Origin of the sequence: Synechococcus sp. CCAP 1479/9 (assembly GCF_019038535.1) — a bacterium.
Lineage (GTDB): Bacteria > Cyanobacteriota > Cyanobacteriia > PCC-6307 > Cyanobiaceae > Cyanobium.
Genome location: NZ_JAFKRK010000081.1, coordinates 1 through 1,156 on the forward strand (window position 1 = coordinate 1; position 1,156 = coordinate 1,156).

The window sequence follows — 1,156 nt, forward strand, 5'->3', positions numbered from 1 at the left end:
CGACGTTCGACGTCGAGAACAGGAGCTAACTCAATGTTCGACGCCTTCACCAAGGTCGTTGCTCAGGCTGATGCCCGCGGCGAATTCCTCAACGCTGGTCAGATCGATGCCCTTTCCGGCGTCGTCGCTGACAGCTTCAAGCGCATGGATGCCGTGAACCGCATCACCTCCAACGCTTCCAAGATCGTCACCAACGCGGCCCGCGATCTGTTCGATCAGCAGCCCGCCCTGATCGCCCCCGGCGGCAACGCCTACACCCATCGCCGCATGGCTGCCTGCCTGCGCGACATGGAGATCGTTCTCCGCTACGTCACCTACGCCGTCTTCACCGGTGACGCTTCCGTCCTGGAAGATCGCTGCCTCAACGGCCTCCGCGAGACCTACCTGGCCCTCGGCGTGCCCGGCGCTTCCGTCGCCGAAGGCATCCGCAAGATGAAGGACGCCGCCATCGCCATCGCCAACGATCGCAACGGCATCACCCAGGGCGACTGCTCCTCCCTGATGTCCGAAATCGGCACCTACTTCGATCGCGCAGCCGCTGCTGTCGCCTGATCAGTCGTCGACTGATCGTCGCCTCATCTTTCGGTTCACCTTCTCCTTAACACCCTTCCAATGAAGACTCCCCTCACCGAGGCCGTCGCAGCCGCTGATTCCCAGGGCCGCTTCCTGTCCAACACCGAGCTCAACGCCGCCTTCGGCCGCTTCGAGCGCGCCAAGAACGCCCTGGAAGCCGCCAAGGCCCTCACCGCCAACGCCGACTCCCTGGTGAACGGCGCCGCCCAGGCCGTCTACAACAAGTTCCCCTACACCACCCAGATGCAGGGGAGCAACTACGCCTCCGACGCCCGCGGCAAGGCCAAGTGTGCCCGTGACATCGGCTACTACCTCCGCATGGTCACCTACTGCCTGGTCGCCGGTGGCACCGGCCCCATGGATGAGTACCTGGTCGCTGGTCTCGACGAGATCAACCGCACCTTCGAACTCTCCCCCTCCTGGTACGTCGAGGCCCTGACCTACATCAAGGCCAACCACGGCGTCTCCGGCGATGCCGGCGTCATCGCCAACAACTACATCGACTACGCCATCAGCGCTCTCGTCTGAGCTCTCGCGGCCATCGTTGTTTCCGGGTCCCCTTCGGGGGGCCCTTTTTTCTGGC

General features: G+C 63.8%; 2 protein-coding genes. Both read left to right on the forward strand.

Annotated elements, in window-relative coordinates; genetic code table 11:
• Nucleotides 1–33 precede the first annotated feature (33 nt).
• Nucleotides 34–552 carry a C-phycocyanin subunit beta gene (gene cpcB / locus KUG38_RS16780; protein WP_015109239.1) on the forward strand — a complete coding sequence of 173 codons (519 nt, stop codon included), beginning with the start codon at nt 34–36 and terminating at the stop codon, nt 550–552.
• Nucleotides 553–612: 60 nt separating this feature from the next.
• Nucleotides 613–1,101, forward strand: coding sequence for a C-phycocyanin subunit alpha (cpcA, locus tag KUG38_RS16785; RefSeq protein WP_015109240.1), 489 nt, complete (start codon nt 613–615; stop codon nt 1,099–1,101).
• The last annotated feature ends 55 nt before the right edge of the window (nt 1,102–1,156 follow it).